This window comes from Corallococcus terminator (genome assembly GCF_049194865.1).
In the GTDB taxonomy this organism is placed as follows: Bacteria; Myxococcota; Myxococcia; order Myxococcales; family Myxococcaceae; genus Myxococcus; species Myxococcus terminator_A.
The window spans coordinates 59,726-86,674 of the sequence record NZ_JBLZWL010000036.1 but is presented as its reverse complement, the minus strand read 5'-3'; the positions used below and the strand labels follow the sequence as shown (position 1 = coordinate 86,674).

22 protein-coding genes and 1 tRNA gene are annotated in these 26,949 nt (G+C 68.6%); 9 read left to right on the top strand and 14 right to left on the bottom strand.

Features of this window, described 5'->3' with window-relative positions; genetic code table 11:
- The first annotated feature begins 75 nt into the window (after window positions 1-75).
- Window positions 76-1,692: an alkaline phosphatase family protein gene (locus ACN469_RS13320; protein ID WP_498767764.1), complete on the top strand. Its 1,617-nt coding sequence runs from the start codon at window positions 76-78 to the stop codon at window positions 1,690-1,692.
- Window positions 1,693-1,749: 57 nt separating this feature from the next.
- Here the strand turns inward: ACN469_RS13320 and ACN469_RS13315 are convergent, their stop codons facing one another.
- Window positions 1,750-2,511: an alpha/beta fold hydrolase gene (locus ACN469_RS13315; RefSeq protein ID WP_498767762.1), complete on the bottom strand. Its 762-nt coding sequence runs from the start codon at window positions 2,509-2,511 to the stop codon at window positions 1,750-1,752.
- A 104-nt stretch (window positions 2,512-2,615) separates the two neighbouring features.
- Between ACN469_RS13315 and ACN469_RS13310 the strand changes: the two genes are divergently transcribed.
- Window positions 2,616-3,317, top strand: a complete 702-nt coding sequence (locus tag ACN469_RS13310) for a helix-turn-helix transcriptional regulator (protein ID WP_498767760.1) — start codon at window positions 2,616-2,618, stop codon at window positions 3,315-3,317.
- Window positions 3,318-3,324: 7 nt separating this feature from the next.
- On the opposite strand, the gene nadC is transcribed toward ACN469_RS13310, so the two are convergent.
- The 4 genes from nadC to ACN469_RS13290 form a co-directional block, all read right to left on the bottom strand.
- Window positions 3,325-4,206 carry a carboxylating nicotinate-nucleotide diphosphorylase gene (gene nadC, locus ACN469_RS13305; protein ID WP_498767758.1) on the bottom strand — a complete coding sequence of 294 codons (882 nt, stop codon included), beginning with the start codon at window positions 4,204-4,206 and terminating at the stop codon, window positions 3,325-3,327.
- 11 nt (window positions 4,207-4,217) lie between these two features.
- Window positions 4,218-7,859 carry a valine--tRNA ligase gene (locus ACN469_RS13300; RefSeq protein WP_498767756.1) on the bottom strand — a complete coding sequence of 1,214 codons (3,642 nt, stop codon included), beginning with the start codon at window positions 7,857-7,859 and terminating at the stop codon, window positions 4,218-4,220.
- A gap of 69 nt (window positions 7,860-7,928) precedes the next feature.
- Window positions 7,929-9,218: a response regulator gene (locus tag ACN469_RS13295; RefSeq protein ID WP_498767754.1), complete on the bottom strand. Its 1,290-nt coding sequence runs from the start codon at window positions 9,216-9,218 to the stop codon at window positions 7,929-7,931.
- A gap of 117 nt (window positions 9,219-9,335) precedes the next feature.
- Entirely contained in the window at window positions 9,336-10,151 is an 816-nt protein-coding gene (locus tag ACN469_RS13290; RefSeq protein ID WP_498767752.1) for a chemotaxis protein CheW, read from the bottom strand.
- Between the two features lie 50 nt (window positions 10,152-10,201).
- Between ACN469_RS13290 and ACN469_RS13285 the strand changes: the two genes are divergently transcribed.
- Window positions 10,202-11,581, top strand: coding sequence for a GGDEF domain-containing response regulator (locus ACN469_RS13285; RefSeq protein WP_498767891.1), 1,380 nt, complete (start codon window positions 10,202-10,204; stop codon window positions 11,579-11,581).
- Window position 11,582: 1 nt separating this feature from the next.
- On the opposite strand, the gene ACN469_RS13280 is transcribed toward ACN469_RS13285, so the two are convergent.
- The gene (locus tag ACN469_RS13280; RefSeq protein WP_498767750.1) at window positions 11,583-11,975 is read right to left on the bottom strand and encodes a demethoxyubiquinone hydroxylase family protein; all 393 of its coding nucleotides are present in this window, start codon (window positions 11,973-11,975) and stop codon (window positions 11,583-11,585) included.
- A gap of 150 nt (window positions 11,976-12,125) precedes the next feature.
- Here ACN469_RS13280 and sinK point away from each other — a divergent pair, with 150 nt between their 5' ends.
- On the top strand, window positions 12,126-13,637 hold the full coding sequence (sinK, locus tag ACN469_RS13275; RefSeq protein WP_498767889.1) for a hybrid histidine protein kinase/response regulator SinK: 1,512 nt from the start codon (window positions 12,126-12,128) through the stop codon (window positions 13,635-13,637).
- Window positions 13,634-14,779 (top strand): signal integration modulator SinM, encoded by a 1,146-nt coding sequence (gene sinM / locus ACN469_RS13270; RefSeq protein WP_498767748.1) that lies wholly within the window; start codon window positions 13,634-13,636, stop codon window positions 14,777-14,779. Before sinK ends, sinM begins: the two co-directional genes overlap by 4 nt.
- A 115-nt stretch (window positions 14,780-14,894) precedes the next feature.
- Here the strand turns inward: sinM and groL are convergent, their stop codons facing one another.
- Window positions 14,895-16,544, bottom strand: a complete 1,650-nt coding sequence (gene groL / locus ACN469_RS13265; protein WP_498767746.1) for a chaperonin GroEL — start codon at window positions 16,542-16,544, stop codon at window positions 14,895-14,897.
- A gap of 168 nt (window positions 16,545-16,712) precedes the next feature.
- Window positions 16,713-17,069: a response regulator gene (locus tag ACN469_RS13260; RefSeq protein ID WP_498767744.1), complete on the bottom strand. Its 357-nt coding sequence runs from the start codon at window positions 17,067-17,069 to the stop codon at window positions 16,713-16,715.
- Between the two features lie 91 nt (window positions 17,070-17,160).
- Between ACN469_RS13260 and ACN469_RS13255 the strand changes: the two genes are divergently transcribed.
- Window positions 17,161-18,234, top strand: a complete 1,074-nt coding sequence (locus ACN469_RS13255) for a metallopeptidase family protein (RefSeq protein ID WP_498767742.1) — start codon at window positions 17,161-17,163, stop codon at window positions 18,232-18,234.
- On the opposite strand, the gene ACN469_RS13250 is transcribed toward ACN469_RS13255, so the two are convergent.
- Window positions 18,188-19,216 carry an NAD-dependent epimerase/dehydratase family protein gene (locus tag ACN469_RS13250; RefSeq protein WP_498767740.1) on the bottom strand — a complete coding sequence of 343 codons (1,029 nt, stop codon included), beginning with the start codon at window positions 19,214-19,216 and terminating at the stop codon, window positions 18,188-18,190. The two genes, ACN469_RS13255 and ACN469_RS13250, sit on opposite strands and share 47 nt — an antisense overlap.
- Before the next feature lie 81 nt (window positions 19,217-19,297).
- Here ACN469_RS13250 and ACN469_RS13245 point away from each other — a divergent pair, with 81 nt between their 5' ends.
- Together ACN469_RS13245 and ACN469_RS13240 are read left to right on the top strand one after the other, a co-directional pair.
- Entirely contained in the window at window positions 19,298-19,918 is a 621-nt protein-coding gene (locus ACN469_RS13245) for a TetR/AcrR family transcriptional regulator (RefSeq protein ID WP_498767738.1), read from the top strand.
- Window positions 19,919-19,958: 40 nt separating this feature from the next.
- Window positions 19,959-20,057, top strand: a tRNA-Sec gene (locus ACN469_RS13240).
- Between the two features lie 48 nt (window positions 20,058-20,105).
- On the opposite strand, the gene ACN469_RS13235 is transcribed toward ACN469_RS13240, so the two are convergent.
- Together ACN469_RS13235 and ACN469_RS13230 are read right to left on the bottom strand one after the other, a co-directional pair.
- Window positions 20,106-20,312 carry a hypothetical protein gene (locus ACN469_RS13235; RefSeq protein WP_498767736.1) on the bottom strand — a complete coding sequence of 69 codons (207 nt, stop codon included), beginning with the start codon at window positions 20,310-20,312 and terminating at the stop codon, window positions 20,106-20,108.
- A 234-nt stretch (window positions 20,313-20,546) separates the two neighbouring features.
- On the bottom strand, window positions 20,547-21,215 hold the full coding sequence (locus ACN469_RS13230; RefSeq protein WP_498767734.1) for a hypothetical protein: 669 nt from the start codon (window positions 21,213-21,215) through the stop codon (window positions 20,547-20,549).
- Between the two features lie 282 nt (window positions 21,216-21,497).
- Here ACN469_RS13230 and ACN469_RS13225 point away from each other — a divergent pair, with 282 nt between their 5' ends.
- A complete protein-coding gene (locus tag ACN469_RS13225; RefSeq protein WP_498767732.1) occupies window positions 21,498-22,451 on the top strand; it encodes a hypothetical protein in 954 nt (317 codons plus the stop codon).
- 83 nt (window positions 22,452-22,534) lie between these two features.
- On the opposite strand, the gene ACN469_RS13220 is transcribed toward ACN469_RS13225, so the two are convergent.
- The 3 genes from ACN469_RS13220 to ACN469_RS13210 form a co-directional block, all read right to left on the bottom strand.
- Complete coding sequence (locus tag ACN469_RS13220) at window positions 22,535-23,782, bottom strand: phospholipase D-like domain-containing protein (protein ID WP_498767730.1); 1,248 nt, start codon at window positions 23,780-23,782, stop codon at window positions 22,535-22,537.
- 121 nt (window positions 23,783-23,903) lie between these two features.
- A complete protein-coding gene (locus ACN469_RS13215) occupies window positions 23,904-24,113 on the bottom strand; it encodes a hypothetical protein (RefSeq protein ID WP_498767728.1) in 210 nt (69 codons plus the stop codon).
- 693 nt (window positions 24,114-24,806) lie between these two features.
- Complete coding sequence (locus ACN469_RS13210) at window positions 24,807-26,819, bottom strand: ribonuclease H-like domain-containing protein (RefSeq protein ID WP_498767726.1); 2,013 nt, start codon at window positions 26,817-26,819, stop codon at window positions 24,807-24,809.
- Window positions 26,820-26,949: the final 130 nt, after the last annotated feature.

The window sequence follows — 26,949 nt, the reverse complement described above, 5'->3', positions numbered from 1 at the left end:
GACCGCCGCCGTCCAAGACGCCGAGGCGCTTGGCGGTTGCATCTTCCCCGTCGGGCAGTGCAGCTTCTTGGACGTATGATTCGCGCCCTCGTCCTGACCGCCCTGCTGGGTTCGCTGCCCGCCGCCGCGCGTCCTCCCCGACTCACCCTGCTCATCACCGTGGACGCGCTCGGCAGCGATGTCCTCTTGCGCAGCAGGCCACGGCTCCAAGGCGCGCTGGGTCAACTGCTCGACAGTGGCGCCTACTTCCCGTACGCGCGCTATGCCTACGCGAAGTGCCGCACCGCGCCGGGCCACACCACGCTGGCCACGGGCACCAACCCATGGCGTCACGGCATCGTCGACAACCGGTGGGTGGACCGCTCCACCGGGAAGCTCGTCTATTCGTTCGTGGACCCGGCGCATCCGGTGCTGGAGGCGACGCTCAAGCCGGGGCAGGACGCCAGTCCCGCGAACCTCATGGCGGAGACGCTCGCGGACCGGTTGCGCATGGCCACGCAAGAGCGAGGCAAGGCGGTGGCGGTGTCGCTCAAGTCGCGCTCGGCCATCTCCATGGCGGGCCGGCTGGGCCAGGCGTGGTGGTTCGACGACGGCGTCGGCAAGTTCGTGACGGGCACCTGGTACACGAAGGAGTTCCCCGAGTGGGTGAAGCAGCTCAACGCGCGGAAGATTCCGGAGTCGTACTTCGGCAAGACGTGGGAGCTGATGCGTCCGCGCGCCGAGTACATCGGCGAGGATGACCGGAGCTACGAAGCGGACTCGTACGGGCTGGGCCGCACCTTCCCGCATCCGCTCACGGGAGGGCTGAAGGAGCCGGGGCTCAACTACTACAAGGCGTTCGGCGTCTCGCCGGACTCGCACACGTTGCTGGTGGAGGCGGCGAAGGCGGCCATCGTCGGCGAGGCGCTGGGCAAGGACGCGGTGCCTGACCTGCTCGCGGTGAGCTTCAGCGGGACGGACAACGTGTTCCATGAGTACGGCCCGTACTCGTGGGAGATGCAGGACACGATGCTGCGGTTGGACAAGGCGCTCGGGGACCTCATCTCCGCGGCCGAGCGCGCTGCCGGTGGACGCGCCAACCTGACCATCGCGCTGGTGGCGGACCATGGCGGAGCGACGGCGCCCGAGCAGTGGGCGGCGGCGGGACTTCCCGCGCAGCGGATGCACCCCAAGGTGCTCAGCGAGGGCATCTCCGCGATGGTGAAGGAGCGCTTCGGCCCGGACGTCACGGCGACGATGGAGGAACTGGACGTGTACCTGGGCGGTCCGGCGCTGACGTCGGGCAAGGTGGATGGCGCGCAGGTGCGGCGCGCGGTGGCGGACTGGCTGACGAAGCAGCCCAGCGTGGTGACGGCGGTGACGCGCGAAGAGCTCTTCTCCGCGCCGGACCCTGCGGGCTACCTGGCGCCCCTGCGCAAGGGCTACTACCCGGAGCGCAGCGGCGACGTGCTGTACCTGCTGAGGCCCTTCCAGGTCGCCTACTTCGATCCCGAGGGAAGCACGCACGGCTCGCCGTACTCGTACGACTCGCAGGTGCCCGTGGTGTTCGCGGGCAAGGGCATCAAGCCGGGGACGTACATGACGGAGATAGACCCGGTGGACGTGGCCCCCACGCTCGCCGCGCTGCTGGAGATGGGGATGCCCGCGTCCACCGAGGGAAAGCCTCGCGCCGAGATTCTCACCGGCAAGTGAGCGCGGCGAGGGGCCAGGGACCTCGGACTCGAGGCCCCCGCCAAGACGTCACCCCCTTCAGCGCAGCGACGCGAGGAACCCGTCGAGCACGCCGTTCACCCAGGCCGGCGCATCGAGCTGAACCCAGTGCCCGGTGACGGGCTCCACCTTCTTGAACGGCAGCTCGGGCACCAGCACCTGATACGCATCCGGGCCCTCGTTGAAGGCCGTCACCACGGACAGCTTGGGGCCCGGGTAGCGGCGCAGCGCGGAGACCGGGTCGAACGTGAGGAGCGAGCCCAGCCCCGACCGGGCCACCCCCTGCGCGGTGGCACGCAGGTCCCTGAGCACCTGCTCCCGGACCTCGGGCCGCGAGGGCGCGAGCATCGGCGTCCAGTACTCCTCGATGACCTGAAGCCACGCCTCGGAGCCCAGCGCCCCCATCAGTCCCTGTGCCTGCTCCTCCGGAATCTGGCGCCCGTCGGAGGCCGGATCGAGCAGCAGCAACCCCGCCACTCGCGAAGGATTCGCCGCCGCGTAGGCCGCGCAGACCGCGCCGCCCAGGCTGTGCCCCACGAGCACGAACCGCTCCAACTTCAGGCCGTCCACCACCGCCGCGATATCCAGCGCGAAGTCCTCGACGGAGATGTCCGTGGCGACGGGGACCTCGGACTGACCGTGTCCTCGCAAGTCCAGCGCGAGCGCCCGGCGTGTCCCGCGCAGATGTGAGAGCTGCGCCGCCCAGTGCTTCGTGCTCCCAGCGCAGGAATGGACGAACACCACCGGAAGCCCACCCACGCCACCGTCATCCACGTACAGCGCTCCCGCAGGGCCCTTCATGACGACCTCCTCGATTCAGGGGCGCGTCCAGCCGCGCCATGAATCCTTGAGTACGGCCCATCCCTGTCAGAATCTGTCAGCAAATGGCACGTGTCAGCCGAGTCATGCGTCTGGTCGACTTTCTCCGGGGCCGGGAGGCCACCACCGTCGCGGAGCTCTCCGCCGCGCTGGGGGTGAGTCCACGCACCGTCCACCGGGACCTCGCCACCTTGCGAGAGCAGGGCCTGCCCATCGCCAGCGACACCGGGCCGGGAGGTGGCGTCCGCCTGGAGCGAGACAGGGGTGTCACCGCCGTCCACCTGTCCGTCGAGGAGGTCGTCGCGCTGTGGCTGGCCGCGAGCCTGTCCTCGACGGGGAGCGCGTTGCCCTGGGGGAGCGCGGCCCGCTCGGGGCTCGACAAGCTCTTCGCCAGCGTGCCGAGGGAGCGCTCACGCAGCATGCGCGAGCTCTGCCAGCGCGTGGTGGTGGGACGCCCGGCGACGGCCCGCGTGCTCTCGGAGCTGGGAGCGCCACCCGAGGAGCTGCTCGCCATCTTCGAGCAGGCCTTCCGCGAGCAGGTGTGCCTCGCCTTCGACTACGAGGACCGCCACGGGAAGAAGAGCCGCCGCTGCGTGGAGCCGCACGGGCTGCTCGTCGAGTCGCCTGTCTGGTACGTGCTGGCGCGCGACGTGGAGAAGTCCGCGGCGCGCATGTTCCGGATGGACCGCGTCCACCGGCCCCGGCTGGTGCCCGAGCGCCGCTTCATCCCCGACATGGAGGGGCTCAAGGCCCAGGCCCTCGCTCAGCGGAGCAAGGGCCCGGAGTGAGCGGGGCTCAGCCCTGCGGAGGGGCCGCGCGCGGACGGCGCGGCTTCTTCGCGGCGACGATCTCCAGCGACAGGTCCATGGCCCGCGCCGAGTGCGTCAGCGCCCCCATGGAGACGAAGTCCACGCCCATCTTCGCCAGGCGAGGCAGGCGGTCCAGGGTGACGCCACCGGACACCTCGAGCGGAACGCGACCACCCGCCAGCTTCACGGCCTCGCGAATCTGCGCGTCGTCCATGTTGTCGAGCATCACCACGTCAGCGCCGTGTTCGAGCGCCTCGGCGAGCTGCTTGAGGTTGGTGACCTCGATCTCGATCTTGCAGAGGCGAGGCCCGTTCGCCTTGGCGAGCCGGAGCGCTTCGGAGATGGAGCCGCCCACCGCCGCGATGTGGTTGTCCTTGATGAGCACGCCATCAAAGAGGCCGAAGCGGTGGTTGGTGGCGCCGCCCATGCGGACGGCGTCCTTGGCCAGCACGCGCATGCCGGGTGGCGTCTTGCGCGTGTCCAGCACCTGCATCTTCGAGCCCCGCACCGACGTCATCGCCTGCTGAGCCAGGGTGGCGATGCCGGCGGCGCGCTGGACCAGGTTGAGCGCGGTGCGCTCGGCGGCGAGCAGCGAGCGCAACCGCCCGTGACACCGGGCGGCCACGACCTTGGGCTTGATCTCCTGGCTGTCCTGGCGGAGCAACTCCACCTCGACGTCCGGGTCGACCTTGTGGAAGACGCGCGTGAAGGCCTCGAGCCCCGCGAGCACCAGCTGCTCCTTGGCGACCAGCTCCGCACTGCCCTCCGCGTCAGGCGGAATGAGGGCCTGCGAGGTGACGTCTCCCGCCGCCCCCAGGTCTTCGTCGAGGGCGAGGTCGATGAGCCGATCGAGGTAATCCTGCTGCACGTCTCCTCCTGCTACCGCCGGGCCTTCGCCCGTGCCGAGGGCTTCGCCCGGGTGACCTTCTTGGCCGCCGCCTTCTTCGCGGAGGCTTTCTTCGCGGGAGCTCTTCCGCCCGCCTTCTTGGCCGCCGCCTTCTTCACGGGAGCCTTCTTCGCCGCGCTCTTCTTCGCCGAAGCCTTGCCAGCGGCCTTCTTCGCCGAAGCCTTGCCGCCCGCCGCCTTCTTCGCCGAAGCGGCCTTCTTCACGGCGGCGCCCTTCTTCGCTGAAGACTTACCACCCGCCGCCTTCGCGGGAGCGCCCTTCTTCGCGGAAGCCTTGCCACCCGCCGATTTCGAGGCGACGCCCTTCTTCGCGGGAGCCTTGGGGCTCGCGGCCTTGGCTGCGGGAGCCTTCTTCGCCGCCGGCTTCGCGGGAGCCTTCACCGGGGCAGCCGTCGCCACGGTCGGCTTCTCGGTGGAAGCCTTCGGGGCCTTGGCGGCCTTCGGAGCCTTGGCTGCCTTCGGCTTCGCGGGAGCCTCGCGGGAGTCGCCGCCCTCCTTGGCCTTGCCAAATTCGCGCATCGCGTCGTCCACGAGGCCCATGCTCATGTACGCGACGCCCAGGTCGTGGTGGTCCGTGGGGGACAGGCCTTCCTTCGTCCCCTCACGCAGCTTCGCCAGCGCCTCCTGCACCTGGGGGTCCTCCTCGGGCACGCGGCCCTCGTCCCCCATCTCACCCTTCAGTTCCTGGCCCAGGTCCACGCCGCCCTTGTCTTCCTTCGACGGGGCGACCTTCACCTGGGCCGGCTCGGAGGGGGAGGCACTCTCCTCGGTGGGCGTGCTGCTCTCGGTCGGCAGAATCTCAGGCATGGACGGCTCCGGGGCGATCCGCTGCAGGTGATCTTCGAGCTTCGCCTTGCGTTCCTGCAACTCCAACACGCGAGCGCGGTCCTTCTCCACCACGTCGGGCGGCGCCTTGGCCACGAAGTTGGGGTTCTCCAGCTTGCGCAGCATGCTGGCCGCCTCCTGCTCCGAGCGGGCAATCTCCTTGCGCAGCCGCTCCCTCTCCGCGTCCAGGTCGACGAGCCCCGCCAGCGGCACGTAGATCTCTAGATTTGTCGCCATGAAGGCCGCCGCCTGGGGAGGCTTCGGGCCCGGGGGACCCACCTGCACGTCGGACAGGCCCGCCAGCGGCAGCAGGTAGCCACGCCAGCGCTCCAGCAGCTCGCGCGTGCGAGCGTCCGGGCTCTGCACCACCGCCTTCACCTTGGTGGCCGGAGACAGGTTGCTCTCGCCCCGGATGGTGCGCAGCCCTTCGATGGCCGCGATGACCGGCGCCATCTCGGACTCGGCCGCCTCGTCCACCAGCGCCGTGTCCGGCGTCGGGTACGGGGCAATCATGATGCTCTCCGTCGGCCGGGTCATCGGCAGCTTCTGCCAGATCTCCTCGGTGATGAAGGGCATGAACGGGTGCATCAGCCGCAGCACACGGTCCAGCGCGTAGACGAGCACCGCGCGCGTGGTGTCCTTGGCCTTCGGGTCCTCGCCATAGAGCGAGCCCTTGGCCAGCTCGATGTACCAGTCACAGAGCTCCGCCCACAGGAACTGGTAGAGCGTGGAGGCTGCCTCCGCGAAGCCGTACGTCTCCAGCGACGCGCTGGCCTCCGTCGTCGCGCGCTGCAGCCGCGAGAGAATCCACCGGTCCGCCAGCGTGAGCGGCAGCTCCTTCGGCGAGCGCCCGTCGTACTGGTACTCGCCCATGTTCATCAGGGCGAAGCGGCTGGCGTTCCACAGCTTGTTGCAGAACGCCTTGTAGCCGGCGAGCCGGTCCATCGACAGCTTGATGTCGCGGCCCTGCTGGGTGAGCGAGGCGAGCGTGAAGCGCAGCGCATCCGCGCCGAACGCGGGCATGCCCTGCGGGAACTTGTTCTTCAGCGTCGCGTTGAGCTGCTCGGGCTTCGCGCCGAGGATGATGTCCAAGGGGTCGATGACGTTCCCCTTGACCTTCGACATCTTCTCGCCCTTCTCGTCGCGCACCATCGCGTGCAGGTAGACGGTGCGGAAGGGCACGTCGCCCATGAAGTGCAGGCCCATCATCATCATCCGGGCGACCCAGAAGAAGATGATGTCGTGGCCCGTCTCCATGACGGACGTCGGGTAGAAGGTCTTCAGCTCCGCGGTGTCGCGAGGCCAGCCCAGCGTGGAGAAGGGCCAGAGCGCGGACGAGAACCAGGTGTCCAGCACGTCCGAGTCCTGGATGAAGCCCTTGCCGCCGCACTTGGGGCAGGACTCCGGCGTCGCGCGCGAGACGATGGGCTCCGCGCGCGCGAAGTCCACGCCGCCCACCTTCACCGTCGGGGCGTCCAGCGGCAGGTCCGTGTCATCACCCAGCCGGGGGCTGCACGACGTGCAGTAGTACGCGGGAATCTGGTGGCCCCACCACAGCTGGCGGCTGACGCACCAGTCGTGGATGTTGCGCATCCAGTGGAAGTACGTGTTCGTCCAGGACTCGGGGACGAACTTCGTGCGGCCCTGCTCCACCGCCTCGATCGCGGGCCGAGCCAGGGGTTCAATCTTGATGAACCACTGCGGCGACAGGCGCGGCTCCACCACGGTGGTGCAGCGCTGACAGGTGCCGATGGACAGCTTGTGCGGCTCTTCCTTCTCGAGCAGCCCCTGCTCCTGCAGGTCCGCCAGCACCGCCTTGCGCGCCTCGAAGCGATCCATGCCGGCGTACTTGCCGGTGTCCTTCGTCATCCGCGCCGCTTCGTCCAGGATGGACACCATCGGCAGCTTGTGACGCAGGCCCGTCTGGTAGTCGTTGAAGTCGTGCGCGGGCGTCACCTTCACCACGCCGGTGCCGAACTTCGGGTCCACCAGCTCCGCGTCCGCGATGATGGGAATCTCGCGCCCCGTCAGCGGCAGGACGACGAGCTGGCCGGCGAGCCCCAGGTAGCGCTCGTCCTCGGGGTGGATGGCCACCGCCGTGTCGCCCAGCATCGTCTCCGGGCGCGTCGTGGCCACGGTGAGCGTGCGGTCGCTGTCCTTGATGGGGTAGCGGATGTGCCAGATGGAGCCGTTCTTCTCCTCGTGCTCGACCTCCAGGTCGCTCAGCGCCGTGCGGCACGAGGGACACCAGTTGATGAGCTTCTGGGCCCGGTACATCAGGCCCTCTTCGTACAGCCGGACGAAGACCTCGCGGACCGCCGCGGACGACTGGTCGTCCATGGTGAAGCGCTCGCGGCTCCAGTCCAGCGACGCGCCCAGGAAGCGGTGCTGCTCACCGATGCGGGCGCCGTACTTGCCCTTCCACTCCCAGACGCGCTCGAGGAACGCCTCGCGGCCGATGTCGTGGCGGCTCTTGCCCTCGGTCTTCTTCAGCTCCTTCTCCACCACCATCTGCGTGGCGATGCCGGCGTGGTCCGTGCCAGGGAGCCAGAGCGCGTTGAAGCCGCTCATCCGCTTCCAGCGCGTGAGGATGTCCTGGATGGTCGCGGTCAGCGCGTGACCGATGTGCAGGCTGCCCGTGACGTTGGGGGGCGGCAGGACGATGGAGAAGGCGGGCTTGTCGGACGTCGCCGCGGCGCGGAAGTAGTCGCGCTCGAGCCAGAAGGCGTAGAGGCGAGCCTCGACCTCGGAGGGCTCGTAGGCCTTGGACAGTTCGGTCGTATCGGTCATTGAAGACGGCCAGCCCCCCTGAGGGGGGCCGGCGGGGAGGTCAGGAGGTTTGCGGCGAGAAAGTTCGCCTCAGTGCTGCGTCTCTCGGTCCTTGATCAGCCGCTCGAGCTCCTGGCGGATGATCGTCTCCGCGAGCTGCGGTACGACCTCCCAGGCAATCTTCTCGATGACGTCGCGGGACGCCTTGGACAGCGCCTCGCGCAGCAGGGCCTCGCCCCCATCCGCCGCGGGACGGGCGACCGGAGGCCCCCTCTTCGCGGGCGCGGGAGGCGCCACGGGACCACCGATATCGAGCGAGATCTCCTCGGCGCCGCTCGTGTCGGGCAGCGAGTCCTCGATGCTGATGGCGGGCTGCGCGACCACGGGAGCGGCCGGAGCCCCCAGCCCAAACGGGTCCCTCGCACGGGCCGCGGGCTGCGGCGCGCCACCCTGGATGGGAGGAAGCGGCGTGGCACCCGGCGGACGCGGCAGCCCCCCCGGCACCCCAGGCCCCGGAGGGCCACCAGGACGGGCCACCATGCCCGGAGCCCCCGGGCCCGGCGGCATGCCCGGACGAGGAGGCATGCCCGGCGCGGAAGCCCCCGGCGGAGGAGGCACCCCCGGACGCGCGACGGCGCCCGGCGGCATGCCCGGCCCAGGAGGACGCGCACCCGGCCCAGGCGGCATGCCCGGCCCAGGAGGACGCGCGCCCGGCCCCGGAGGCATCCCAGGACCCGGAGGACGCTGCGCCATGCCCGGCCCCGGAGGCATCCCAGGGCCCGGAGGACGCGGCGCCATGCCCGGCCCCGGAGGCATCCCAGGCCCAGGAGGACGCGCACCCGGACCCGGCGGCATGCCCGGCCCAGGAGGACGCGCACCCGGCCCGGGAGGCATGCCCGGACGGGCACCCACGGGCGCCGCGACGGGCGCGGGCTGCGGCGCCACCGGAGCCGCGGGCGTGGTGGAAGGACGAATCACCTGCATGGCGATGGAGGCCGGCAAGGTGTTGGACTTATGACCGACCAGCGCCTTCACCTTGTCGAGCAGAATCTGGCTCTCGAAGGGCTTGGTGATGTGGTCATCCGCGCGAGCGGCGCGGGCCCGGTTCTCGTCGAAGGCCTCGAAGGTGCCCGCCAGCAGCATCACCGGGATGGCCTGGGTGGCGGGGTCGTTCTTCAGTGCCTCGCAGACCTCGTAGCCGCTCTTGCCCGGCATCACCACATCGACGAGGACGACGTCCGGACGCGTCTCTCTCGCGCGCGCGATGGCGTCCATCCCGTTGTCGACCACGGTCACCTGAAAGTCCTCGGTCGCGAAAATCATGCCGATCACCTTGCGGATGGTGAGCGAGTCATCGGCGACCAGCAGATTCTTGGGCATCGTTATCGGGCCTCGGGGGCGTCGACCCCCCTGAATTCGTTGAGAAATCCGGCCGAGAAAACCTTCTTCACGGCACGGTATCAAGCCCGGCAGCTTACGGTTCGCGCTCCGGGGCGATCAAGAAAACATGCGCTGCAGGTCAAGGAACAGCACTGGCTCCGGCAATCCAGGGACACGGAAGGTGCCCGCGGTGTCGTCCGGCTCGAAGCGCTGCAGGACTCCAAGCACCCGCGTGGCCGTCAGCCCTACGTTACGTCCGGCCAGCTCCGCCAGCAGGAAGAAAGGTTCCGGCGCGGGCTGGGCCCCCAGCAATGCGGGAACCGAACAGATGGGCCACAGGACCTGGGCATGGGGAAAGATACCGGCCACCGGTCCGCTCTGCACGGGCAGGACGCTGAAGGCCTCGCCCCGCTCCACCACCTGGGACACGAAGGCCAGGGGGACGCCGAACAAGCTCCCCTGTGACTCGAAGACGAGCGCCCGGTCAGGCACGGACTCGGCCCAGTGCACGGGGCGCGGGGGAGCAGGCGTCGCGCGGGGGCCCACCCGGTGCGGTAGCGCCTCCGCGATGAGCTCCAGATAGAGCCGGTCCTTGTGCAGCACCGCGCCCCGGCTCAGCGGGGCCAGCGAGTCCGCCAGCCCTGGAGGCAACAGGAAGAAAGGTGCGCGCGCCACATCCGCGACCTCCACCACCGAGCGGACCCGCACCGCGAGCGTGGGGCTCACGTCGAGCACCACCACCATGCCCACTTCCGGCTCCGGCGCGCCGCCGAGCAGCGCCGCCAGGTCCTTCACCTCGAGCACGCCCCGCAGGTTGCTTCCATGGGAGCCAGGCATCGCCACTTCCATGACGGAGGTGGCTTCCACGGCATAACGGGTCTCCCCGGCTTCGACGAGCAAACAGAGTCGGCGACCGCTTTCAAAGGGCGACACGGGGGCGACCCTAGCAGCGTTCCGATGGATGGTGCTAAGCCATGCGGGAGATGGCGCGCATCCTCCTCGTCGACGACGAAAAGATCGCCCGCACCCTCTACGGCGACTACCTCACGGCCGTGGGGCACACCGTCACTGCGGTGGCCACGCTCCACGAGGCCCGACAGGCGCTCGCCGCGGACCGCTTCGACGCGGTGGTGACGGACCTCATCCTCCCCGGTGGCGACGGCATGGAGGTCCTCCGGCACGTGCGGGAGCGACACCCGGGCGTGGAAGTCGTGGTCATCACCGGCCTCGACAAGGTGGACCCCGCCGTGCGCGCCATCAAGAGCGGCGCCGCGGAGTACCTCGTCAAGCCCGTGGCGCCGGAAGCGCTCCAGCACGCCGTGCGCCGCGCGCTCACCACCCGCGACTTGATGCAGGAGAACGCCTCCCTGCGCCGACATGTGGCGCTGCTGGAGGCCGGACAGCGCCTGGCCACGACGCTGGACCGGGAGAAGCTGGCCACCGCCACCACTGGCGCGCTCGAGTCCATGGCCTTCGCCAGCGCCATCGTCCTGCTGGAGCGTGACGCCTCGCTGGGCCTGCGCGCCCAGGGCACTCGCGGGCTTCCCACCGGCACCGAGGAGACGCTCGTCACCTGGCTGAGAGATCAGCTCCGGGAAGCACGGGCCCCTCGCGAGTTGGACGTGCTGGACGTCCCCTTCGAGCGCATCCTCTCCTTCCCCGCCGTCGAGGGTGACGCGGTGCTGGGGCACGCGGTGCTCTTCTACACGGACGCCCGGGGCACCGAGGCCAGCGCCTCCGAGGCCGCCAGCTACCTGGTGCGCAACTGGGCGCTCGCGCTGCGCAACCTGGGCCGGTTCGCGGCGGTGGAGGACCTGGCGTACATCGATGACCTGACGCGCCTGTTCAACACCCGCTACCTGCACCTGACGCTGGACAGGGAGTTCCAGGACGCGCCCCAGACGCAGCGGCCCTTCAGCCTGCTGTTCCTGGACCTGGACCACTTCAAGTCCATCAACGACAACCACGGCCACCTCGTCGGCTCCAAGCTGCTGGTGGAGACGGCGCGCGTGGTGAAGGGCTGCGTGAGAGACCACGACGTCGTGGCGCGCTACGGCGGCGACGAGTACGTGGTGATGCTGCGCAACACCGACTCGGGCGGCGCGCTCAAGGTCGCCGAACGCATCCGGCGCACCATGGAGACGCATCAGTTCCTGGCGCGCGAGGGGCTGTCGCTCAAGCTCTCCACCTGCATTGGCGTGGCGAGCTTCCCGGAGCACGCGCGCGACAAGGCGACGCTGCTGGATTTGTCGGACCGGGCCATGTACCGCGGCAAGCGCGGCACCCGGAACGTCGTCTACATGGCGGCGCAGGACCTGGAGGCCCCCCCGGCGGAGCGCCGCCAGGGCAGCACCGGCACCTAGCTCAGGGGCGCATGCTCCCGACGGTGAGGCGCTTGACGAGGCCAGGGTCCACCGCCTCGGCGCTGGCGCCCTCCTTGCCCACGGCCTCCACCGACTCGTGGGGGGCTCCGGAGATGATGAGCTTGAACTTCTCCACCGCCTCTTGCGCGTGCTGGGCCTGCTCGGGGTCCAACCGGGAGATGAGCTGCCAGAAAAGGGCGGCGTGCTCACGCTCCTCGTCCATGACGTGGCGGAGGACGGCCTTGGCCTCCTCGTTGTCGGTGGCGTCGATGTGGGCGGCGTAGAGGTTGATGGCGTCCAGTTCCGCCTCGATGTTGAGCCGGATGGAGCGGGCCAGCTCGGAGTCGGTCATCTTCCGAGGCACGAGGGAGTGGAACGGGTCGGTCTGCGGCATGAAAGGCCCTCCGAGGCCGGGCGGCGACGTCCAGGGGGGCTGGGCGGCGCGGGAAGAACGCGTGGAGCATCCGCGTCCCCGGCGGGCCGGTCAACGGATTCCCTCCTGGCGCGTTGCGTGGGATGGGCCGCCTCCGTCATGCTTCCCGACATGGAGATTCCCGCGCCGCTCGCCCAACTGCTCCAGGCCCTGGACGCGGGGGACCTGCCAGCCGCGCGCACGGCCGCGGCGGCGCTCCAGCGCTCTGGCCTCCACGCCACCCAGCTCGCCGCGGAGGTGCTCCACGAGCTGCGCCAGCCCCTGCTCGGCGTGAAGGCCTACGCCCAGATTCTCGCCGAGGACGGCGGCCCCACCGGCCCCCTGCGCCTGTTGATGTCCCAGGTGGAGCGGATGGAGCAGATCGTCTCCGACTTCATCCGGCTCGCCAGCGAGCGCCACGCGCCCCAGCAGCGCCTGGCCCTGGCGGCGCCCATCTGGGCCGCGGCGAAGCTCTTCAGCATCAACCCGGACTCCGCGCGCATCTCCCTGGAGGTGGAGGCCCCGGAGGACATCTCGGTGCAGGGCAACTCGCGCCTCATCGAGCAGCTCACCCTGAACCTGCTCAACAACGCGCGCGACGCCATGTCGGGACGCGGCCGGGTGAAGGTGGTGCTCACGCGCGAGGGCTCGGCGCCCGTGCTGTACGTGGCGGACTGGGGCCCGGGCATCCCCGACGAGCTGCGCGAGCGCATCTTCGAGCCGTACGTCACCGCGAGCAAACGTGGCACGGGCCTGGGGCTCGCCGTGTGTCGGCGAATCGCCCAGGAGCACAACGCGCGCATCGACCTGGCGCCGCTGGGCGCGCTGCGGGACGTGCCGCCGCCGGCCACGGTGTTCCGGGTGCTCTTCCCCGCCTCGGACTCCGCGCCCGGACCGCGCAAGCGCCTGCTGGTGGTGGACGACGAGACCATCATCCGGATGGTGTTCAGGGACTTGATGGGCAAGGAGTGCGAGGTCATCGAGGCGGCCAGCGGCGAGGAGGCGTTGGACCTGCTGCGGGAGTCGCCCGTGGACCTCATCGTCACGGACAAGAACCTGCCGGGCCTGTCCGGGCTGGAGCTGGCCCAACAGGCGCGCCGCCTGTCGGCCGCATCGCGGGTCATCCTGATGACGGGCTATCCCTCGCTGGTGACGACGCAGCAGGCGCTGGAGCTGGGCGTGGTGGACTACCTGCTCAAGCCCTTCGACGACATCCGCGAGGTGCGCGCCCTGCTGCGCTCCACGCTGGCGGCGCCTCCCACGCAGCCCGGCGCGGTGGCCCATGTGACGCGCGTGGACGTCCTGGAGGACAACCCCACCACGGCCGCGCAGATCGCCGAGGCGCTGGAGTTGATTGGCCTGGAGGCCCGCGTGCTGCCCACCTCGGAGCTCATCGCGCTGGCGCCGCCCGCGGGCGTGGTGGTGAGCTGGGACTTCGCGCCGGCCTACGGGCGCAAGGCGCTGGAGTTGGGCAAGGCCCTGGCCCAGGGCGCGCCTTTCGTCGTGCTGGCCGAGCACCTCACCATGGAGACCGCGCTGGAGTCGCTGCGCGCGGGCGCCACGGCCTGCCTGCCCAAGTTGCTGTCCGACACCACGGCGCTGAGCCGTGAGCTGAGCCGCGCATTCAAGAAAGGCGTCCCATGAGGCTCGCGCTCCTGTCCGTCCTGCTGCTGGGTGTGGCGTGTTCCTCGGACAAGCCCCCGGTGCAGGGCGAACCGGACGCGAGCGGCCCGGTGGACTCGGGCTCGGACGCGGGGATGCAGCCAGACGGAGGCGTGGACACTGGTGACGGTGGCACGGGCTCGGACGCGGGGCCCGGTGAGGAGGACGCGGGGAGCTGCGAGCCACCTCCGTCCGTGCGCGAGTCCGTGCTCGTCCCCGGCCTGAACAACCCCCGGCGGCTCGCCGTGGACGCGACGGACCTCTACATCTCCGAGTCGCACTCGCTGCGGCCCCAGGCCGATGACGGCGATGGACAGGTGCTGCGGGTGTCTCGCGCGGATGGAGCGGTGAGCTCGGTCGCCAAGGGCTTCCGCTCGCCGGACGCCATCGCTGTGGACTCGAAGAACGTCTACGTGCTGGACCAGGGCGGGCTGTGGCGCGTGGACAAGGCCACGGGGGAGCGCGGCACCGTGCCCATCGAGGCCTCGCTGAACGGCGTCATCACCGGCGGCACCGACGTCCGCCTGGGGCGGCTGTCCGGCAAGGACGTCGTCGTCGTGGCGACCGGGGCCCGGCGGCTCGTGCGTGTCGACACGACAGGGGCCTCACCTTCGTCCCTCGTCCTCTTCGAGGGCACCGTCGACACCCAGGTCCGAAGCGCGCGCATCGACGGCACCGACGTGTGGTTCCTCGTCACGGGGGGCACCGAGCCGGGCCTCTACCGTGTCCCCCTGGACCTCGACACGCCCGCGCAACGAGTGGACGCGAGCATCACCACGGGCACCTCCCTGGAGCTCACGCCCACGCACTTCCTCATCACCGAAGGAGGCGGAGGCACGGGCCGGCTGCTCAAGCTGCCGCGCGCCGGAGGCGAGGCCCGCGTGCTCGCGGAGGGCCTGCAAGGGCCTCTGTTCCCAGTGGAGCTGAACGGCGCCGTCTACTTCAAGGACGCCGTGGCCAGGTCCTCGGCCTTCCTGCGCCGCACCCGAGGCTGTCCGCCCGGCACCTCCGACGCGGTAGGCCCCGAGGGCACCGGCCCGGGTGGCCTCCTCGTGGACGGCAACACCCTGCTCTTCACGTCCCAGGAGAGCGGCACCGGGGGCACCGTAGGCCGCGTGCCCTGAAGTCCCCTGCCCCGCCAAAGACAACGGCCCCGGCGCCTCGTAGAGAGGCATCCGGGGCCGAGGCCAGCTCACCCACCGCATCCCGAGCCGTGAAGCCCGGGACGCGGAGCGTGGCTCAGTACTCCATGTCGTCGCCGCCGTAGTCCGGCATGCTGCTGCCGCCACCGCTGCCGCCGCCCTTGGACTTGCCCTTCGGGCGCTCGGCGACCATGGCCTCGGTCGTCAGCAGCAGCGAGGCGACGGAGGCCGCGTTCTGCAGCGCGGTGCGCTCCACCTTGGTCGGGTCGATGACGCCGGCCTTCTCCAGGTCCTCGTAGGTGTCAGTGCGCGCGTTGTAGCCGAACGCGCCCTTGCCCTCGCGAACCTTGTTGATGACCACGGCGCCCTCGACGCCCGCGTTGCTGGCGATCTTCCGCAGCGGCTCCTGGAGCGCGCGACGGATGATGTCCACGCCGAAGTTCTGCTCGCCGCCCGGCTTGAGCTGCTCGAGCGCCGGCAGCGTGCGCAGGTAGGCAACACCGCCGCCCGGGACGATGCCCTCCTCGACGGCCGCGCGGGTCGCGTGCAGCGCGTCCTCCACGCGGGCCTTCTTCTCCTTCATCTCCGTCTCGGTGGCCGCGCCGACGTTGATGACGGCCACGCCGCCCACCAGCTTCGCCAGACGCTCCTGGAGCTTCTCGCGGTCGTAATCGCTGGTGACGGTGTCGATCTGGGTGCGGATCAGCTTGATGCGCCCGTCGATCTCCTCCTTCTTGCCGTTGCCATCGATGATGGTGGTGTTGTCCTTGTCCACCGTGATGCGCTTGGCGCGGCCCAGGTCGTTGAGGGTCAGGTTCTCGTACTTGTGACCCAGCTCCTCGCTGACCACCATGCCGCCGGTCAGCGTGGCGATGTCCTTGAGCATCTCCTTGCGACGGTCGCCGAAGCCCGGCGCCTTCACCGCCGACACGTTCAGCACGCCGCGGATCTTGTTCACCACGAGCGTGGCCAGCGCCTCGCCCTCGATGTCGTCCGCGATGAGCAGCAGCGGCTTACCCGAGCGCGCGACCTGCTCCAGGATGGGGACCATGTCCTGCATCGAGGAGATCTTCTTCTCGCTGATGAGGATGTACGGGTCCTCGGCGACGACCTCCATCCGGTCACGGTTCGTCACGAAGTACGGCGAGATGTAGCCGCGGTCGAACTGCATGCCCTCGACCACCTCGAGCGTCGTCTCCAGGCCCTTGGCCTCCTCGACGGTGATGACGCCCTCCTTGCCCACCTTCTCCATCGCGTCCGCGATGATGGTGCCGATGGTCTCATCCCCGTTGGCGGAGATGGTTCCAACCTGGGCAATCTCCTTCTTGTCGGAGGTCGGCTTGGAGAGCTTCTTCAGCTCCTCCACCACCACCTCCACCGCCTTGTCGATGCCGCGCTTGAGGTCCATCGGGTTGTGGCCCGCGGCCACCAGCTTCAGGCCCTCCTCGTAGATGGCCCGAGCCAGCACGGTCGCCGTCGTGGTGCCGTCGCCCGCCTTGTCGGAGGTCTTGGACGCGACCTCCTTCACCATCTGCGCGCCCATGTTCTCGAACCGGTTCTCCAGGTCGATCTCCTTGGCGACGGTGACGCCGTCCTTGGTGATCGTGGGCGAACCAAAGCTCTTCTCGATGACCACGTTGCGGCCCTTGGGGCCGAGCGTCACCGCGACAGCGTCCGACAACGTCCGGACACCTCGCAGGATGGCCTCACGCGCGGACTGGTGGAAGAAAATCTCCTTCGCTGCCATCGCAACCTCCTGAAGTTACTTGGAATTTTCGTGGATACTACGCAGGTCGTTAGCACTCGACCCTGGCGAGCGCCAACATAAGGGTCAGCCCAACGATGTCAACCAGGAAGGGCGGACGTGTGGGCGAGCGGACGGCCCGACGCGTGCTGGGGAGGGGCCCGGCGAGGGCTACTCGGCGAAGCGCATCAGGGTGAGCAACTGGCCCATGTCCAGGGGCTTGTTCAGCGTGAGGGCCACGCCCTTGCGCAGGCCGCGCTCGGTGACGTTCCCGTCCATGCTGGCCGTCATCAGGAGCACCGGGATGGCCTGGAAGCGCGGGTCGGCCTTCAGCTGCTCGGTGAAGGCGATGCCGTCCATGTGGGGCATGATGTAGTCGGTGATGACCATGCCCACCTGGTTGCGCTCGAGGATGTCGAGCGCCTGGAGCGCATCCGCCGCCGAGTACACCGTGTACCCATGCATCTCCAGGAAGCGAGAGAGCAAGGTGCACAGCTCCAGATCATCGTCGACGACAAGGATGTTCACGGGACGGAACGCCGCACCAGCACGGGCGGCGGAACGTAACAGCCGTCCCCGTCGTTGACAACGCACAGCGGGGCTTCTTATGAGCCGGGCCATGGAGAAGCGGACCGGGAAGCGAGCGGGGTCGGGGGACCCGACGGCGCGGCTGGAGGCGGTGTCGGACGCCTTCGAGGCGGGCGACATCGAGGCGGCGCTGGCACAGGTGGAAGGTCTGCTTTCGGACGCGCCGGAGCTGCCGGAGGCCCTGCACTACCGGGCCGCGGCGCTCGCGGAGCTGGGGCGGCTGGAGGAGGCCGGCCGGGCCTATGGCCAGGCCCTCAAGGTCGCCCCGGAGGACCTGGAGATCCTCCTGGGCGCCGCGGACTGCCTGGTCTGCCGGGCAGGAGAGGACCGGGAGGCGGTGGAGGAAGGCCTGGGCCTGTGCGCTCGGGGCAAGCGCCTGGCCCAGCGCGAGGACGACGTGGAGCTGCTCTACGAGTTCCTCCTCTTGGAAGGCATGGGACTCAACCAGATGGGCGAGTCCGAGCAGGCCCTGGTGAGTCTGGATGCGGCGCTGGGGCACATGCCTCGCTCGGTGGATGCGCGGCTGGAGCGGGGCATCGCCCTGTTCGAGCTGTGCCGCTTCGAGGACGCGCGCGCGGGCTTCGAGGCGGTGCTGAAGGACGCGTCCGACGAGGCGTGGGCGCACCACTACCTGGGGCTGATGGCGGAGCGGCGGGGGGACGAGAAGGAGGCGAAGAAGCGCTTCGCCAAGGCCCAGTCCCTGGCGGCCGAGGAGTTCCCTCCGCCGGTGGAGCTGGGTGAGGCGGAGTTCGACCGCGCGGTGGAGGACGCGGTGAAGGCCCTGCCCCAGCATGCCAAGCAGTACCTGGACAACGTCACCATCGCGGTGGAGGACCTGCCGTCGGAGGAGGACCTCTTGGGCCAGGCCCCTCCCCTGTCACCGAGCATCCTCGGCGTCTTCCGGGGCACGCCCGTGGGCGAGCGCAGCGTGACGAACGCGTATGACCACTTCCCGGCGTCCATCGTGCTGTACCAGAAGAACCTGGAGCGCTTCGCGAAGACGCGCGCGGAGCTCATCGAGCAGATTGGAATCACCGTGATGCACGAGGTCGGTCACCTCATGGGGCTGGACGAGGATGACTTGTGGCTGCGGGGGCTCGACTGACGGCGGCGGCCGAGCGCCGCTGCTTCAGGGCGGCGAGCGTCTGGCGGATGCCCTCCGCGTAGGGTGTCTTGGGCACGTCACCGAGCAGGCGGCGCAGCTCCGAGTCATCCATCAGCACGGGCTGCGTGTGCAGGTAGTGCATCTCCACCAGCTCGCGCATGAACGGGTCGAAGAGGCCGACGAGGCGGATCATCCCCTTCCCCATCGCCATGACCTTCGCGGGGCGGCCGACCTGTCGGTAGACTTCTTCGACGAGCTTGCGCTGGCTCGTCACGCCCGCGCCGGCGAGGTTCCACGAGCGGCCGTAGGCGCGGGGCTCATCCATCAGCTTCGTCACCACGGGGCCCACGTCGGGCACGAAGATGAACTCGTGCGGCGAGTCGATGGGGCCAATGAGCTGCGCGCGCTTGCCATCCACGGCGGCGACGAAGGCACGGTAGAGGAAGCTGAGCTCGACGCCGGGGCCGTAGAAATCAGGGAGGCGGAGGATGGTGCCCTGAAGCTTCCCGGCGGCGTGCTCGGCCCGGAGGAGGTCCTCCTGCTCCTTGCGCATGCGGCCCTTGAAGGAATGGGGCTCGCGCGGGTGGTCGTCCTTCACGGGCGTCGTGCGCGGCAGGCCGTACGGGTACACGGTGCCGATGAGGACCACCTGCTTGACGCCCTCGGCGATGGCGCCGTCGAGCGTCTTGCGCATCAACCGCGGGTGCAGGTGGAACTGCCAGTAGTTGACGCCGACCATGTAGACCAGGGTGTCGACGCCGTGGGCCGCCGCGCGGACCGACGCCGGGTCATCCGGGTTCCACGTCACGACCTCCGCGAGCGGGTCCGAGCCGAACTCGGCCTCCAGGGAAGCCTTCGAGCGGCCCACCACCCGGTAGGCCCGCCCCTGTGCCTTCAGCGCGTTGGCCACGCTCTGGCCGATGACTCCCGATGCTCCGAACAACGCCACCTTGCCATCCATGATGCGCTCCGTATCGAACATCGAGATTTTTATGAACACCGTTCTGTGAACGCCGTTCATTTACTGGTGGCCGTTCGATTCGTCAAGGCCTAGGGTTGAGGCATGGGGATTTCGGAGCGAAAGGAGCGGCAGCGGGCGGAGCTGCGCGAGCAGATCCTCCGGGTGGCGCGGGACATGGTGGTGAAGGAAGGGTTCAGCGCGCTGTCGATGCGCAAGCTGGCGGAGGCGGTGGAGTACGCGCCCGCGACGCTGTACCTGCACTTCGAGAACCGGGAGGCGATTGCCCGGGAGCTGTGCGTGCGGGGCTTTGGGGAGCTGTTGGCGGCGCTGGAGCCGGGGGCGGCGGTGACGGAGCCGTTGGAGCGGCTGTCGGTGATGAGCGCGGCCTATGTACGGTTCGGGCTGGAGCACCCGGAAACCTACCGACTCATCTTCATGGAAGACCCCAAGCTGTCGACCGAGCTCTTCCAGGCAGCCTCGGATGGTGCGGGGCCGCGTTCCTTTGGCTTGCTGGCCCGAGTGTTCGAGGACCTGAGGTCCGCGGGGAGGATTGCGGCCTCGGCGGACCCGACGCGGCTGGCGGAGACCACGTGGGCGGGGCTGCACGGCATCGTGAGCTTGAAGCTGACGTGCGCGGCGCTCCAGACGCCCGCAGAGGAGCTGAGGGAGACGCTGACAGAGACGCTGGTGCACGGGCTTCCGGGGCTGAAGCCGGCACGGTGAGCGTTGACGGGGCCGGGAGGGGCCGGCACTAATCGACGGTGGTAGGGCCTCCGGACCTGGTGGCCGGCTCAGTCTTCAAAACTGAAGAGAGGCGTTGAGAGACGTCTCTGGCGAGTTCGATTCCCGTGCCCTACCGCCACACCGAGTTGATGGCAGAGCGTCCCCAATCAGGCCCCTCTCCAGAAGCTCAGGAGAAGGGAAAACAAACACAGACATCGCCAGAGCATCGACCATAGGCGAAGCCAGCCTCGATGCACTCATTGACGCAGTTGCCAGAACAATAGGACAGCGGCTCCGCTGGCGCTGCGACCGCCAGCGTGGCGCCGAACGACACAGCCGCCCCCGTGACAACGGCAAGCAACACCTGAACGACCTTCTTCGCGGAACCGAGCATCGTACCCTCCCAGGTAGGTGTGACAGGGACTTCGCACTCGCTCACGGCTGCAACGTCTCAAAGGATAGCAGGTCGCCCAGGTCCGCTGTTCTGCCTCGTCAGATGACTCCCCCGCCCCATTCACCGAAGGCCACACCTACACACACCAAACCAACGCACTGCACCGCGGCACGAGCTCCGATGAGGGCCCGATGCCGCGTTGAATCACGAGCGGCGACTCGTCACGTCATGCGCTCAAAAGCGGCCACCCAGCCCCAACACCATGCCACCCTGAGACACCGCCACCGACGGAAGCACGCTGACCTCCGACGGGGCTGGAGTCGCACTGTTGGCGGCATGAGACAACTCATACCCAATGAAGGAGCCCAGGATGGAGCCCGCCAGGGCGGCGGTAGAGGCAAAGAAAAGACGGTCTCCCTCGTCCGCCAGAAGCAGCGCCGTCAAGGCGCCAGTCCCCGCTGCCGACCCCGCTCCAAGGAGCGTTCCAGTCCACGTCCCCTTTCCACCCAGGAGGTGCGCGCCCCACATGGTGCCAATGGGCACGCCCACCGCGGCTCCCAGGAAATAGCCAGAGAACGCCTCGTCGATGCCTCCACCGATTCCCCGGGGGGGGTCACTTGCCACACCGGCGACGATGAGCCCGGGAAATCCCATGGCCAGGCCTGTCACCGACATGGCTCCAATTTCCACCGCGATGCGCGCGCTCGTATGCAGTACCTCGCGCACCCGTGACTCGGACGACGGGTCTGTCACCGGGGTCAATTTGCTCGGCTCCGTGGCCGGAAGGGCCGTTTCCCCTGGCGGCGGGTCATCCGTGGCCGCGAGCGCGAGGCCCGGGACGAGGAACAGCAGCGAGAGCACCAGGGGCCGCGTCAACAGGTTGCGAATCGTGAAGATTTTCATGTGCACGCGACAATGCAACCAAGAGACCAGTCCCCTGCTCCAAGGAGTTCCCAGGGGAGGCGTCGCACGCGACCACGCGGAGGCCGAGCTCGTGTGCAGGTCTCTGCACAAATCCTCCCAACATGCGCGTAGTCGGTTGTCCAGCGCCAGGCCCTGACGCCGCGTCAGAGGATTGGACTCCCATCCCCATCCATGCCGCAACACCACGAGCCGGCCGCACCTGATTCGTCTGATTGGCTCGTTCGGGTCACCACGTGCTCGGTTCCCGGTACAGGATGAGGCATGTACGTCACCGAGAATGCTCTCCGAGGGTTCGTCGTCTCTCTGCGCAAGGGCGCCGCCGCGGCGGAGTCCTCCCCCGCCGTGCGGGACTTCGCCGAGCGTGCCCGTAAGCTCGACCCACGCGGCCTCGTCCGTGAAGGCACGGCGCTCCTGAAGCAAGAAGAGGATGCCGCCATTTCACGCGTGGTGCTTCGCACGCTCCGGGGCTTGCGGGGCGACATCGAGGAGCATGGCGCCCACAGCGAGTTCGCCAACGACGCGGCCTTCGTGCGGCGCTCCATCTCCACCTGGGAGAAACGCGTCGAGGACGACGCGGAGGACGTGTTGCTCGCCGACGACCTCGAGGCCTCCCTGGTCGCGGTGGTGCCTTCATCCAACATCACTCCCGCTGAGGAGAAGGCCTGGAAGGTGCTCAGCAAGAGCCGCCGCCTCGCCACGGCCCTCACGGACCTCGTGAAGAAGCCTGTCTCGCCATGGTTCGCGGAGCTCGCGGCCGCGTACATCGGCCGCGAGGTCACGCACATCGCGAAGAGCTCGCGCGCCGAATCCTGGCAGTCGAAGCTCGACGACGTGCCGGTGCTGCTCGGCCTGCTGCCCAAGTTGGGCAGCCCCCCCATCTTCACCCCTCGCGTACTGCGCGCCGCCAACCTCGTGGTGCTCTGTCACAAGCATGCACCGACGCGTGAGGCACTGGCCGCGATGGGCACACTGGGGGCTTCCGCCGCGGACTCGGAGCGCGCCGCACGCATCAAGCGAGGGGCCTCGGTCATGGCGGCTGCCCGCGCCGCGAATGCGCGACCGCCAACCAAGACAGAACCTCCGGTCAAGAAGGCGGCGCCACCCGCCAGGAAGGCAGTACCTTCGGCCCAGAAGGCGGCACCACGTGCCAAGAAGACAGCGCCACCGACCCAGAAGACGGCGCGACGAAAGACAACGCGCCCGGCGACGCGCTGAAGGCGCTGTCCCGTCTGGTGATGACCACCGCCAAGGCGAGGCGCGAGTCAGCCCGGCATTGCACCGCTGGCGCAGCGAGCGGGCTACCGGGTGTGCCCCACCAACTGCGTGGCCTTGCGGGCCAGCCGCCGCCAGGGGTTGGTGCGGCCACCCTTCTCCAGGGAGATTTCCCTGGAGACAGTCAAGTCCTTGGCCCAGCACCGCCCCAGCTCGCGGACAAACCGCGCATCGTTCATGACGAGCGAGCCCTCACCCATCTTGTTGAGCGACAGCGAGTCCAGGTTGGAGGAGCCCACCACGGCGAGCCAGTCATCCACGAGCATCGTCTTCGCGTGTATCATTGACGGCTGGTACTCGTAGACACGCACTCCCGCCTCCAACAGGCGCTCATACGTGGAGCGCTGCGAGGCGCGAAAGAACTTCACGTCATGAATGGGGCCGGGCCCCAGGATGCGTATCTCCACGCCCTGCCGACACTTCTCCTCGAGCTGCTTCAAGATTTCGTCGGGCGGGGAGAAGTACGCGTTGGCGATCCACAGCCGCTCACGGGCGGCGGCGATGACCATGCGCACCATGCGCTCCGCATCGGTGATGCCCAGCTTGCCCGAGCTCTCCACGAAGCACGCCTTGGCGCGCCCCTCTTGTTCCAGCTCGGGAAAGCAACTCGGTGGCAACAAGCCTCCGCCCGACTCCTGCCAGTAGCGGGAAAAGGAGAGCTGCATCTCACACGCGCAGGGGCCTTCGACACGGACGCTCGCGTCTCGCCACTGCTCGGGCGAAAGGCCGTCGCCGTCCCAGGCATCCCAGATGCCGAAGCCTCCGGTGTAGGCGATACGCCCGTCGATGATGACGAGCTTCTGGTGCGTGCGTCCCAGCAGCCGGCCCACCGCATTGGCCGCCAGCATCCGGTAGTAGTGGACCTCCACGCCGGCCTCGGAGAGCACCCTCCCTACCTTCTGGTCGAAGTCCCGGTCTCCGGAGACGACTTCGCTGCCCACCGGGTCCACCACCACGCGGCAGGCAACGCCCTCGCGAGCACGCTCAACGAGCGCCTCCACGATGCGGTCGGACACGTCGCAGGGCCGCCAGAGGTAGACGAGCATGTGGACGCTCTCCCGCGCCGAGCGGATGTCTGCCTGCATGCGGTCGAACACGGAGCCGTTCTCCAGGAGCTCCAGCCGATGTCCAGCCTGCAACGCGACACCGATGGACTGGTAGAGCGAAAAGGAGAAGCCCTCGGGCCCAGGAGGCAGCTCGTACGGGCCGCGCATCTCGTGGTCACAGCGATCAACAACTCCGTCGAGGCCGTGAGCCCCAAGCTTGAGCAACATTGCATCGCGCTTCCAGCGGTCGTTCATTGCCTTTCAACCTAGGGACACTGCCCTGCCCCGGCATGGGAAGAAGCGCTCAAGCCAGGCGACGCATCAAGCGACGGGTCGTCACGTCATGCGCTCAAAAGCGGCCACCCAGCCCCAACATCATTCCACCCTGAGACACCGCCACCGACGGAAGCACGCTGACCTCCGACGGATTCGGGGGCGCGCTGTTGGCGGCATGAGACAACTCATACCCGATGAAGGAACCCAGGATGGAGCCCGCCAGGGCGGCGGTAGAGGCGAAGAAAAGACGGTCTCCCTCATCCGCCAGAAGCAGCGCCGTCAAGGCGCCAGTCCCCACTGCCGACCCCGCTCCGAGGAGCGTTCCAGTCCACGTCCCCTTTCCACCCAGGAGGCGCGCGCCCCACATGGTGCCAATGGGCACGCCCACCGCGGCTCCCAGGAAATAGCCAGCGAACGCCTCGTCGATGCCTCCACCGATTCCCCGGGGGGCCCACTTGCCGCACCGGCGACGATGAGCCCGGGAAATCCCATGGCCAGGCCTGTCACCGACATGGCTCCGATTTCCACCGCGATGCGCGCGCTCGTATGCAGCACCTCGCGCACCCGTGACTCGGACGGCGGGTCTGTCACCGGGGTCAACTTGCTCGGCTCCGTGGCCGGAAGGGCTGTCTCCCCTGGCGGCGGGTCATCCGTGGCCGCGAGCGCGAGACCCGGGACGAGGAACAGCAGCGAGAGCACCAGGGACCGCGTCAGCAAGTTGCGAATCGTGGAGATTTTCATGTGCACGCGACAGTGCAACCAAGAGACCAGTCCCCTGCTCCAAGGAGTTTCCAGGGGAGGCGTCGCACGCGGCCACGTGGAGGCCGAGCTCGTGTGCAGGCCTCTGCACAAATCCTCCCAACGTGCGCGTAATCGGTTGTCCAGCGACAGGCCCTGGCCGCGATGGACACGCTCGGGGCCTCTACTGAGGACTCCGAGCGCGCCGCCACACAGCGAGCGGACCCCGTGAAGAAGGCTACCGGAGCTGGACCGACGCGTCTTCACGGCCTGCCTCTGTCGTGGCAGGAGACGGCATGGTCGCCCAGCTTGGCCCCCACTCGGCCAAAGCCTGAGCAAGTCCTCGCAATGACTGGGCTCGATAGAAATCCAGGGCGCGCAGCGAATCGTCCGTGCCGGGCTGGCCATCATCACTCATGAGGTCCAAGTAGACGCGCTGCAACAGCCGGGGCATCGCGAGCACGTCATCCTCGTTGTATTGGAGCGCGATCCGCCACTTGGATCCCGGCCATGCCCGACGCCGCTGGATGCTCTCCAAGTACTCCGCGGCCAGAAGAATCCCGAGGGAAGGGTGACGCATCGGGATGCCGGCCGCCTGGGCCACCGCTTTCAATTTGAAGCCAGCGGAGGGCGGTACCACCTGCTGCCGGAGGTAGTTGAGCAGATCGATCTTCTCGCGAGCCTCGAAGCGGGCCGCATGAGAAGGCAACTTCCGCTGCAGCCTGTCGGCGATGTACCTGTGATCAAACCCGTTTCCGCTGTAGCAGACGAGTGTGGCGGCCGGCTCGGACTCGATGAGTTCCATGAATCGCGTCAGGATGGCGCGCTCCTCACCGGGCCGCTTCGCCAGGAACTGCACAACCCGGCGGGTGCCGGGCATGAGCACACCGATGAGCCAGACCTGCTCCCCCATGAAGAGCGGCAGGGTCTCGATGTCGTAGTAGATGGCGTTGCGTGGGTAGGACTTGGGTTGGAAGGGCCAGGAGCACGGCAGGAAGCGCTTCTGCTGGAGCGCCCGCGCATGAGTCTGCCACAGCTGTGCGATCTTCAAGGGAGCCCGGGCAGCCTGTGCGAGGTGCTCGTCCGACACGTCCAGGACGTCTTTTCGCGTCAGGATGCCAGCCTGATCAAGGAACTGGGTGCGCTTGGGGCCGCATTGAACCAGTGCGGTCACCTTCAGGGTGTGAGGCAGAACCCACTCCACACGTTGAACGGCTCCGCCTTCGATATCGATGACCGCGACGCGCCCAGGATCATCAGGACCATCATGGTTCGAGGCATTGACGACCCAGCAGTCGCCGAGCCGCGCGAGCTGTCCCCCGCCCAGATGCGCGTGGCCACAGATGACGAGGCGTACATCATGCCTTTTGATGAAGGCCCGAAGCGCCCGGCTACCGATCCGACCCACTCCGAACCGCAGCGCCAGATCAAGCACACCATGAGGCGGTGCGTGACTGACGATGATGAGCGGCGTCGCCGCTGGGAAGCGCTCTGCCTGCTCCCGCAGGTGCCGCGTTGCATCCTTCTCCGTATAGGTCACGATGCCCATGGGACCTGGCGAGGCCTCCAGCCCGATGATGCCGAAGCGGCCGAGGCGCAGCGGCCGACGATGCAGATCCCGTACTCCAGGAGCACGGAAGATGTGCCGGTGCCACGGAGCACAATCATTACCGATGACACCCGCCAGCCCCTTGGATGCGCGGCGAGCCAGTCGTTCGAATTCGTTGGGGCGTGCCTCTTGCTGCCCCGGGCGGAGAGAGAAGACAGCGTAGCGATGAGACCCGCGGGTCACCTGGGTGAGCGAACACTCGCGGGCCAGTGCTTCCCGAAGCGCCCCAACAGTCGCTGGGTCGCCCAGGAGACGGCAGAGCCGTTCCGCGGGAGTCGGCGGTCCCCAGGAGGCAGGGTCCGAATCCCTGCGCCGGAGCGCCGACAGCACGACGCGATTCACTGTCTCAAGAGGAGCACCCGCCGCCTCGCGCAGTCTCACCGCCAGCGTCGACCACCCCCCTCTGCTGCCGATGACAAAGGGAGCCGGCCGGCGAGCGGCGGGCAGAATCGCAGGGAGGACCGTCCCCTGAGCCCCTTCGATCTCATCCGCCAGGATCTGCTCGAAGGGGACCTCTCCAAATCGGCGCGTGTCATCACCGGCATAGACAATGAGGTCCGGCTTTTCATCGATGGAATCAAGGGCCCAGTCGATGTCGACCATAGGCTGCGAGCGCCAGTCGCTGAAAGCCACGATGCGCATGCCTTGCCTCCTATTCGCTGTGTACGCGCCTTCGCTTGAAGTGCCACCAGTAGCCCAGGCGCGGAATCCTGCCCATACCTCCGCAGTGGTATGTTCAGGCCGACATCCCAGCGCAGGCCTCAAGCCCGGT

Coding starts and splice junctions, on each gene's coding strand:
- ACN469_RS13320 (WP_498767764.1), top strand. CDS start 76: ATGATTCGCGCCCTCGTCCTGACCGCCCTGCTGGGTTCGCTGCCCGCC.
- ACN469_RS13315 (WP_498767762.1), bottom strand. CDS start 2,511: ATGAAGGGCCCTGCGGGAGCGCTGTACGTGGATGACGGTGGCGTGGGT.
- ACN469_RS13310 (WP_498767760.1), top strand. CDS start 2,616: ATGCGTCTGGTCGACTTTCTCCGGGGCCGGGAGGCCACCACCGTCGCG.
- ACN469_RS13300 (WP_498767756.1), bottom strand. CDS start 7,859: ATGACCGATACGACCGAACTGTCCAAGGCCTACGAGCCCTCCGAGGTC.
- ACN469_RS13295 (WP_498767754.1), bottom strand. CDS start 9,218: ATGCCCAAGAATCTGCTGGTCGCCGATGACTCGCTCACCATCCGCAAG.
- ACN469_RS13285 (WP_498767891.1), top strand. CDS start 10,202: ATGGCGCGCATCCTCCTCGTCGACGACGAAAAGATCGCCCGCACCCTC.
- ACN469_RS13280 (WP_498767750.1), bottom strand. CDS start 11,975: ATGCCGCAGACCGACCCGTTCCACTCCCTCGTGCCTCGGAAGATGACC.
- sinK (WP_498767889.1), top strand. CDS start 12,126: ATGGAGATTCCCGCGCCGCTCGCCCAACTGCTCCAGGCCCTGGACGCG.
- sinM (WP_498767748.1), top strand. CDS start 13,634: ATGAGGCTCGCGCTCCTGTCCGTCCTGCTGCTGGGTGTGGCGTGTTCC.
- groL (WP_498767746.1), bottom strand. CDS start 16,544: ATGGCAGCGAAGGAGATTTTCTTCCACCAGTCCGCGCGTGAGGCCATC.
- ACN469_RS13255 (WP_498767742.1), top strand. CDS start 17,161: ATGGAGAAGCGGACCGGGAAGCGAGCGGGGTCGGGGGACCCGACGGCG.
- ACN469_RS13250 (WP_498767740.1), bottom strand. CDS start 19,216: ATGTTCGATACGGAGCGCATCATGGATGGCAAGGTGGCGTTGTTCGGA.
- ACN469_RS13245 (WP_498767738.1), top strand. CDS start 19,298: ATGGGGATTTCGGAGCGAAAGGAGCGGCAGCGGGCGGAGCTGCGCGAG.
- ACN469_RS13235 (WP_498767736.1), bottom strand. CDS start 20,312: ATGCTCGGTTCCGCGAAGAAGGTCGTTCAGGTGTTGCTTGCCGTTGTC.
- ACN469_RS13230 (WP_498767734.1), bottom strand. CDS start 21,215: ATGAAAATCTTCACGATTCGCAACCTGTTGACGCGGCCCCTGGTGCTC.
- ACN469_RS13225 (WP_498767732.1), top strand. CDS start 21,498: ATGTACGTCACCGAGAATGCTCTCCGAGGGTTCGTCGTCTCTCTGCGC.
- ACN469_RS13220 (WP_498767730.1), bottom strand. CDS start 23,782: ATGTTGCTCAAGCTTGGGGCTCACGGCCTCGACGGAGTTGTTGATCGC.
- ACN469_RS13210 (WP_498767726.1), bottom strand. CDS start 26,819: ATGCGCATCGTGGCTTTCAGCGACTGGCGCTCGCAGCCTATGGTCGAC.